Origin of the sequence: Marilutibacter maris (assembly GCF_006546735.2) — a bacterium.
Taxonomy (GTDB): Bacteria; Pseudomonadota; Gammaproteobacteria; order Xanthomonadales; family Xanthomonadaceae; genus Marilutibacter; species Marilutibacter maris.
Map to the genome: position 1 here is coordinate 1 of NZ_VICD02000090.1, position 7,955 is coordinate 7,955.

Annotated in this window: 7 protein-coding genes and 1 tRNA gene; 6 read left to right on the forward strand and 2 right to left on the reverse strand. The window is 68.6% G+C overall.

All coding sequences use genetic code 11. From position 1 onward, the window contains the following. The first annotated feature begins 275 nt into the window (after window positions 1-275). Window positions 276-1,277 carry a restriction endonuclease gene (locus FKV24_RS06420; protein WP_170288233.1) on the forward strand — a complete coding sequence of 334 codons (1,002 nt, stop codon included), beginning with the start codon at window positions 276-278 and terminating at the stop codon, window positions 1,275-1,277. A gap of 114 nt (window positions 1,278-1,391) precedes the next feature. On the opposite strand, the gene FKV24_RS06425 is transcribed toward FKV24_RS06420, so the two are convergent. Beyond that, on the reverse strand, window positions 1,392-3,377 hold the full coding sequence (locus tag FKV24_RS06425; protein WP_141481798.1) for an SDR family oxidoreductase: 1,986 nt from the start codon (window positions 3,375-3,377) through the stop codon (window positions 1,392-1,394). Window positions 3,378-3,532: 155 nt separating this feature from the next. Here FKV24_RS06425 and FKV24_RS06430 point away from each other — a divergent pair, with 155 nt between their 5' ends. From FKV24_RS06430 to arsC, 5 genes are all read left to right on the forward strand, one after another. Next, on the forward strand, window positions 3,533-3,790 hold the full coding sequence (locus FKV24_RS06430) for an acyl-CoA-binding protein (RefSeq protein ID WP_111266502.1): 258 nt from the start codon (window positions 3,533-3,535) through the stop codon (window positions 3,788-3,790). Window positions 3,791-3,807: 17 nt separating this feature from the next. Then, window positions 3,808-4,434, forward strand: a complete 627-nt coding sequence (locus tag FKV24_RS06435; protein ID WP_111266503.1) for a TetR/AcrR family transcriptional regulator — start codon at window positions 3,808-3,810, stop codon at window positions 4,432-4,434. Between the two features lie 88 nt (window positions 4,435-4,522). Continuing rightward, window positions 4,523-5,380 carry a tetratricopeptide repeat protein gene (locus FKV24_RS06440; RefSeq protein WP_141481799.1) on the forward strand — a complete coding sequence of 286 codons (858 nt, stop codon included), beginning with the start codon at window positions 4,523-4,525 and terminating at the stop codon, window positions 5,378-5,380. A gap of 106 nt (window positions 5,381-5,486) precedes the next feature. Then, a tRNA-Val gene (locus FKV24_RS06445) sits at window positions 5,487-5,561 on the forward strand. A gap of 105 nt (window positions 5,562-5,666) precedes the next feature. After that, window positions 5,667-6,026 carry an arsenate reductase (glutaredoxin) gene (arsC, locus tag FKV24_RS06450; RefSeq protein ID WP_141481800.1) on the forward strand — a complete coding sequence of 120 codons (360 nt, stop codon included), beginning with the start codon at window positions 5,667-5,669 and terminating at the stop codon, window positions 6,024-6,026. 157 nt (window positions 6,027-6,183) lie between these two features. On the opposite strand, the gene FKV24_RS06455 is transcribed toward arsC, so the two are convergent. Then, on the reverse strand, window positions 6,184-7,806 hold the full coding sequence (locus FKV24_RS06455) for an FMN-binding glutamate synthase family protein (RefSeq protein ID WP_141481801.1): 1,623 nt from the start codon (window positions 7,804-7,806) through the stop codon (window positions 6,184-6,186). Window positions 7,807-7,955: the final 149 nt, after the last annotated feature.

The following is a 7,955-nucleotide window of genomic DNA, read 5'->3' on the forward strand; positions in this document are numbered from 1 at the left end:
ACTACAACTGGCACCGCCCGCACGCCAGTTTGGGCCACAAGCCACCCATCAGCCGGCTGCCGCTGAACAACGTACTGGGTTTACACAGCTAGCCGGCCGCTCCCGGGTCGACTGCTTCCATACCGACTGCTTCCGTACAGGCTGCTTCCGTACAGGCTGTTTGCGGACCCAGCGCACTGACTTCGGCGCCGGCAACGCGTATAGTCGCCGCGCTTCGCGCGCGCGATCGCATCAACATTGCAGTCGAGGACAGGATGCTCACGGTTTCAGCCGTCATGACCATGCTCGGGGTCGCCGTCGCGATCGGCGCTCCGCTGACCATCTACCTGTGGCGGGTACGTCGCCGCAATCACGAGATCGGCCGTGGCCTGGCCGCTCTGGCCGGCATGCGCTGGCGCGAGTTCTCCGGCTTCGTGGTCGAGGCGCTGCAGGCCCAGGGCTTCGAGGCCGACCGGCTCGAGTCCTCGCCCAAGGGCGGACAGACCGCCGACCTGAAGCTGACCCGCAATGGCGAGAGCTGGCTGCTGAGCTGCAAGCAGGGCCTGAACTACCGCATCGACGCCAGCCATGTCGCCAGCCTGGCCGACGCGGTGCGTTTCGCCGGCGCCTCCGGCGGCATCGTCGCCACCCTCGGTACGATCCAGAAGGACGCCCAGGCCAGCAGTCGCGGCATGGAGCTGATGGACGGACAGGCGGTCTGGGCCCTGGTCGAACCCCTGCTTCCGGCCGGACTGCGCCGCGAGCTGGGCGAATACGCACAACGCCGCAATATCCGCGAACTGGTACTGGCCTGGGTCGTGGCCCTGCTGCTGGGCGGCGCGGTCGCATTTGCGACCTCCAATGGCGCCGACTCCAACAGCGAAGGTGAGGACGCCGGCGTGTCGGCGCCAAGCACGGCTGCGAGTACCGCGACGCCCGCGGCCGGCAAGCAGGATTCCGATGCCCCGACGGCGGCCACCGCCGCCCAGGACGCTCCGGCGGCCCCGGCCGCTGTCGCCGCCTCGGCCCCGCCGGACAGCGGCCTCGACGAGACCCAGCAACGCCGGAAGGTCGTCGAACGGGTCCGCCAGCTCGCCGGCATCAAGCAGGTCTCGTGGTCGACCCGCTCGACCCTGCTGGTCGTGATGGACGGCAGTGTCGCCGACGGCCCGGCGTTCACCGGTTCGATCTGCGCGATCCTGGAGAACTACGAGGCACTGCGGGCATCACGACTGCAACTGCAGCCTCCCGAGGGCAGCGACGCACGGGTGCGCTTCATGCAGTGCCGCAACTACTGAGCGCGCCCCGGACGGACGCCTGAAACGGGCGGCGGCAGGCGCGTTCCCACCCGCCGCCGTCAGCGCGGACAGCCCACGCGGGCGACGCGGCACCCGCGTCGCCCGGGCGGCCCGCTACCAGTGCACGCCGCGCATCAGCGAAGCGAACGCGATCTGCTCGTTGCTCGGTTGCACGCTGCCGGCGCCGTCGCCGCCCTTCGCCGCCGCCGAGTCCGGGAACAGTTCGAAGGCGGTGTTCATCACCACCTCGTAGGCCTTCGGCGCCAGCGCGTTGATCACCGCCGCGAAGATCCCGAGCCGGGTCGCGATCCGGCTCGGACGTTCGATGATGCCCTTCACCACCAGGTCGGCGGCTTCTTCCGGCGTCAGCGTCGGCACGCTGTCGTACATCTTGGTCGGCGCGATCATCGGCGTCTTCACCAGCGGCATGTTGATCGTGGTGAAGGCGATACCCTTGCCCGACAGCTCGCCCTGGGCGCAACGGCTGAAGGCGTCCAGCGCCGCTTTCGAGGCGACGTAGGCGGAGAAGCGCGGCGAGTTCGCCAACACTCCGATCGAGCTGATGTTGATGATGTGGCCCCTGCGCTTCTCGGTCATCTTCGGCATGAAGCCCATGATCAGGCGCAGCGAGCCGAAGTAGTTCAGCTGCATGGTCCGCTCGAAGTCGTGGAAGCGGTCGTAGCTGAGTTCGATCGAGCGCCGGATCGAACGGCCGGCATTGTTGACCAGGATGTCGACGTGGCCGTGCTCGTCCAGCACCTGCCGGACCAGGCGGTCGCAGTCGGCCATGTCGGACAGGTCGGCGGTGTACGCGAACACCTTGCCGCCGGCCGCCTTCATCGCGTCGCGGGCCTTGAACAACTCCTCCTCGCCGCGCGCGACGATGACGGTGACCGCGCCGGCCTCGGCCACCCGTTGCGCCGTGGCCAGGCCGATGCCCGAGGAACCGCCGGTGATCACCACCACCTTGTTGCGCACCTTGCCCTTCAGCGTGCGGTCGATGAACAGGTCCGGATCGAGCTGCCGCTCCCAGTAGTCCCACAGCCGCCACGCGTAGTCCTCCAGGCGCGGCACCGCGATGCCGCTGCCCTTGAGCGCACGCTCGGCGTCGCGGTTGTCGAAGCGGGTCGGATAGGTGACGAATTTCAGCGCCTGCTTGGGGATCCTGAAGTCGCGCAGCAGCATGCCGACGAAGCGCCGCACCGGCGGCAGGCTGCCGACCGCCATCCTCACGCTGCCCGGCACGAAGGCGAACATCCGCGCATCGATGCGCATGGTCATTTCCGGCGCGTGACCGGCACGGGCGAACAGGTTCAGCACCTCGCCGACCCGCTGCGGCTCGGGGTCGGTCAGGTGGAAGCAGTGGCCGTCGAGCTTGGGCTTGTGGGCGATGTGGTCCATCGCATCGGCGACGAAGTCGACCGGCACCATGTTGATGCGGCCGCCCTCCACGCCCAGCGTCGGCACCCACGGCGGCAGCATCTGCCGCATCTTCTTGAGCAGGGTGAAGAAGTAGTACGGGCCGTCGATCTTGTCGATCTCGCCGGTCTTCGAGTGGCCGACGACGATGCCGGGGCGGTAGATCCGCCACTTGACCCGCTTGTCGGCGCGCACCAGCCCCTCCGACTCGTGCTTGGTGCGCAGATAGGGATCGTCCAGGCCCTCGGCCTCATCGAACATGTCCTCGCGGAACACGCCCGGATACAGGCCCGCGGCGGCGATCGAACTGGTGTGGTGGAAACAGCCGGCCTTGATCGCCGCGGCCAGGTCCAGCGCATGCCGGGTGCCCTCGACGTTGGCCTCGCGCTGCGCCTCCGGACTGGCGGTGAGGTCGTAGATCGCGGCCAGGTGGAAGAAGTGCCGGACCTTGCCGGTCAATGCCTTGCGCTGGGCCGCGCTGATCCCGCAGCCGGGCTTGCCCATGTCGCCCTGCACCACGACCACCCGCTTCATGTCCCAGCCCATTCTGCGACCGATCTCGTCGAGCTTCTTGCGCGACTGCCTGCGCACCAGCACGTGGACCGTGCCCTTGCGCTTGAGCAGGTTGCTGACCAGGAACCGGCCGATGAAACCGGTCGCGCCCGTGACGAAGTAATCCATGACTCCTCTCTCCCCCAACCCTCCGGCCGCGCGGATGCGGCCGCCTCGCGACTACGGTGCCAGAGGCCCGCAGGCAGCACAATTCCCTCCCGTATTGACCCCTCCCCCGCTGCGTGATGTGATTCGATCGACTTCCAATGCCGGAACCAGCAGCGATGACGGACCTTCAACGCGACTTCGAACAGGCCTCCAAGGACGTGAAAGACCTGTCCGAACGCCCCGACAACGACACCCTGTTGCGCCTGTACGCGCTGTTCAAGCAGGGCAGCGAAGGCGACGTCAGCGGTCCCAAGCCGGGGTTCTTCGACTTCGTCGGCACCGCCAAGTACGAGGCCTGGGCCAAGCTGGCCGGCACCTCCAAGGAAGACGCGATGCGCAAATACGTCGACCTGGTCGGCAAGCTGCGGGCCTGAGGCCGCCGCCCGAGCGAATGGCCAGGCACACGCGCCAGCGCATCCTCGATGCCAGCCTCGCGATGTTCAACGCGCAGGGCGAGCCGAACGTCACCACCAACCACATCGCCGACGAGCTGGAGATCAGCCCGGGCAACCTGTACTACCACTTCCGCAACAAGGACGACATCATCGAGCAGCTGTTCGCGCGCTTCGAGGAGCGCATGGACCAGGCGCTGGCGATGCCCGAGGGCCGGTTGCCGGGACTGGAGGACATCTGGCTGCAGCTGCACCAGGTGTTCGAGTGCATCTGGGACTTCCGTTTCCTGCACCGCGACCTGGTCGAGATCCTCAGCCGCAACCGCCGCCTGCGGTTGCGCTTCGCGCGGATCCTGCGCCGCGCCGACGAGCGCGCGCACGCGGTGATGCGCGGCCTGTTGCAGGCCGGGGTGATGCGCGCCTCCAGCAGCGAACTGGCGGCGACCGCCACCAACGTGCTGGTGATCGCCACCTTCTGGCTCAACTACGCCGCCGCGCGCGGCGACAAGGACGAGCACGCCGCGATCCGCGACGGCATCGTCCAGGTGATGATGCTGGTGGCGCCGTTCCTGCGCGACGCCGAGCGCCTGCACCTGAACCACCTGACCAGCGCCTACATGACCTGAGCCGCTCCGCCCCGCATTCGCCCCTTTCCCGGCACCCGGCCCCCCGACGACCGGGCTGTCTCGCACCCGTCCAACGCAAGGAAACGCCATGGCCGCCAGCAAGTCCTCCTGGGCCCCCTTTCCCCACGACGCCAAGTCCTTCGCCTACGCCGGCGATACGCTGAAGAAGGCCTGGCCCAAGCTGCACGCCGGCGACCAGGAGCCCTATCCCGACGCCAAACGCGCGGCCGCGCTGATCGCCGCCGCCGGCAAGGCCGCGCCCAAGAAGCTCGACGCCGACGCCCTCGCCGCCGAGCTGCAGGAGGCCTGGCGCGCCTTCCATCGCGGCGACTTCAAACAGGCCTTCGACCTCGGCAACGCGCTCGGCCCGGTCGGCGCCTCGGTCGCGATCAAGGCCCTGGGCATCCACGCGACCTACCTGGTCGAGGACGACGGCGAGCGGCTCAAGCGCTACGAGCAGGCGGCCAAGCTGGCCGAGGCCGCGGTCGCCGCCCTGCCCGACGACGCCAACAGCCACTACCGCCACGCCTTCGCACTGGGCCGCTACAGCCAGGGTCTGAGCATCGCCAAGGCGCTGAAGGCCGGCATCGCCGGCAAGGTCCGCGACGCCCTCGACGCGGCGCTGGAACTGGCCCCCAAGCACGCCGAGGCGCATACCGCGATGGCGCTGTACCACGCCGAGATCATCGGCAAGGTCGGTGCGATGATCGGCGGCCTGACCTACGGCGCCAAGGCTTCCGAGGCCGAGAAGCACATCAAGGCCGCGTTGAAGCTGACCCCGCAATCGCCGATCGCCCACATCGAGTACGGCAACCTGCTGTTGCTGCTGCACGGCGATCGCGAGGAGGACGCTGTCGCCGATGCCTACGAGAAGGCCGCCAAGCTCAAGCCGCTGGACGCGATGGAGGCGCTGGACGCGGCCTGGGCCGCCGACCAGCTCGAATGAACGCCGCGGGCGGCTGAATGCGTCACGGGCTCTTGCCTGTCGTCGCCGCTGCCAGTAAACTGCGCGGCCCACGCCAGACGCCTGACTCGTTCACGGCCCTGAGCACGGGCGGTTAGCTCAGCGGTAGAGCATTGCCTTCACACGGCAAGGGTCGCAGGTTCGATCCCTGCACCGCCCACCAACAGCGAAGGGCCGGCATCATGCCGGCCCTTTTTCTTTGCCTCATCCCCTGCGCCGCCTGCCCGGTCGAGTCCGGCCCAAGGCGCCCACGCCACCGGAGACGCCCATGCCCTCGGCCACGCCCACGCTCTATCACAATCCGCGCTGCTCGAAGTCGCGCGGCGCGCTGGCGCTGCTGAACGAGCGCGGCATGGAGCCACGCATCGTCGCCTACCTGGAGCAGCCGCCGTCGGTCGAGGAACTGCGCACCCTGCTGGCTCGGCTGGGCGTGGATGCGCGCGCATTGCTGCGCAAGGGCGAGGCCGAGTACAAGGACCTGGGTCTGGACGACCCGACGCTGGACGAGGCCGCGCTGATCGCCGCGATGCATGCGCACCCGCGGCTGATCGAACGGCCGATCCTGGTCGTCGGCAAGCGCGCGGTGATCGGACGCCCACCGGAGCGGGTACTGGAACTGCTGGACTGACGCCCCACCCTCCGTTTCGCTCACGCCGCACCTTCGCGTAGGGGGCGGCGTAAGCCGCGATGAGGCTTTATCGGGAAGGCCTCGGTCGCAGCTCACGCAGCTCCTACGGCACAAACGCCCCTGAGTCGTAGGAGCGGCGTGAGCCGCGATGGGAACGCTACTGCGACTTGTCGCGGCGCATCGCCTCGACCTTGGTCGGCGCCGCGAAGGATTCGCTGCTGGCGTCGGCCCAGAAATCGCGGAATACCGCGTGCTCGGGCAGCCGTTCGAGCAGTTCGCCGGGCCTGAGGAAACGGTGCAGCGCGGCCAGCGAGCGCACCTCGATCGGCGACACCCGGCGCAGGATGTGCTCGGGGCCGACCTGGCCCGGATCGCTCAGCCCCGCCGCGCACAGGATGTCGCGCAGCGCCTTCAGCGTGTTCTGCTGGAATCCGGCCACCCGCACCGCCTTGTCGGCGGCGTCGAGATGGCGCCAGCGCGATGGGTCCTGGGTCGCGATGCCGGTCGGGCAACGGTCGGTGTGGCAACTCAACGACTGGATGCAGCCCAGCGCAAACATGAAGCCGCGCGCGGAGTTGCACCAGTCCGCGCCCATCGCCAGGGTCCGGGCCAGGTCGAAGGCGCTGGTGATGCGACCGGCGGCGCCGATCCGCACGCGGTCGCGCAGGTTCAATCCGACCAGGGTGTTGTGCACCAGCATCAGCGCCTCGTGCATGGGCAGGCCGACGTGGTCGATGAACTCCGCCGGCGCCGCGCCGGTGCCACCCTCGGCGCCGTCGACGACGATGAAGTCCGGCAGCACGCCGGTCTCGTGCATCGCCTTGGCGATGCCGAACCACTCCCAGGGATGGCCGACCGCCAGCTTGAAGCCGGTCGGCTTGCCGCCCGACAGCTCGCGCAGGCGCGCGACGAAGGCCAGCAATGACTTCGGCGAATCGAACGCACTGTGGCGGGCCGGCGAAATGCAGTCCTTGCCGACCTCCACACCGCGCGCGGCGGCGATCTCGGCGGTCACCTTGGCGCCGGGCAACATGCCGCCATGGCCGGGCTTGGCCCCCTGCGAGAGCTTGACCTCGATCATCTTGACCTGCGGGTCGCGGGCGTTCTCGACGAAGCGCTCCTCGCTGAAGCTGCCGTCGGGATTGCGGCAACCGAAGTAGCCCGAGCCGATCTCCCAGACCAGGTCGCCGCCATGCTCGCGATGGTAGCTGGAGATCGAGCCCTCGCCGGTATCGTGATAGAACCCGCCCAGCCTGGCGCCGTGGTTGAGCGCACGGATCGCGTTGGCCGACAGCGAACCGAAGCTCATCGCCGAGATGTTGAACACGCTGACCGCATACGGCTGGGCGGTGTTCTGGCCGACCACGACGCGGAAATCGTGCGAACCGTGCGCGATCGGGTTCATCGAGTGGTTGATCCACTCGTAGTCGACCGCGTAGATGTCCTGCAGGCTGCCGAACGGGCGCACATCGCTGACCGACTTGGCGCGCTGGTAGACCAGGGCCCGTTGCTGGCGCGAGAACGGCACCTCGTCGGTGTCGGACTGGATGAAGTACTGGCGCATCTCCGGGCCGATCGACTCCAGCCCGTAGCGGAAGTGGGCCAGGACCGGATAGTTGCGCCGCAACGTGCTGGTCTTCTGCAGCAGGTCCCAACTGCCCAGCGCCGACAGGGCGGCGAACAACAACGCCGCCCAGCCCCAGCCCGGCAGCCAGTACCAGGCGATCAGCGAAGCCACGGTGAGGATCAGGCAGGCGATGTAGACGACGTATCGGGACATGCGGGATCGGAGGCTCCGTGTCGGGATGGCGGTGTCGGTGAGGCTGTCAGGCGCAGGTGCGGCGTGAGCCGCGATGAGGCTTTCGCGGGAAGGCCCGATCGCGGCTTACGCCGCTCCTACACGACCCCGGCAGGATAGCGGTTGCCGCC